The sequence below is a fragment of the Vibrio sp. HI00D65 genome (genome assembly GCF_001635455.1).
In the GTDB taxonomy this organism is placed as follows: domain Bacteria; phylum Pseudomonadota; class Gammaproteobacteria; order Enterobacterales; family Vibrionaceae; genus Vibrio.
Window position 1 is genome coordinate 1 of sequence record NZ_LWEH01000092.1, and the last position, 391, is coordinate 391.

Here is a 391-nt window from a genome sequence, read left to right on the forward strand (position 1 = left end):
GTCGTGTATCCGGGTCAACAAATCTCTGATTATTGGGTTCGTAACATCCAAGCTTTTGAAAAGCGACTTGATAAACTGAGAATTAATTATCAAATTAACCAAGTGTTTACGAGAGTGAACGCAGATCTCGTGCAGCAAAGTATCTCGTTACAGGAAGCTATAGAAAATAAAACCGATTACCTGATCTTTACGCTGGATACGACGCGCCACCGTAAATTTATTGAGCACGTATTGAGCTCTACTGATACCAAACTTATTCTGCAGAACATCACTACGCCAGTCCGAGCATGGGCTGATAGACAACCCTTCATGTATGTTGGTTTTGACCATGCGACGGGCAGTTTAAAATTAGCGAATTACTTCAAAGAAGTCAGCAAACCGAACAGCAAAT

General features: G+C 41.2%; 1 pseudogene. It reads left to right on the forward strand.

The features are described 5' to 3' along the window. Positions 1-391: pseudogene (locus A3712_RS09835) on the forward strand (ABC transporter substrate-binding protein); the annotation flags it as partial.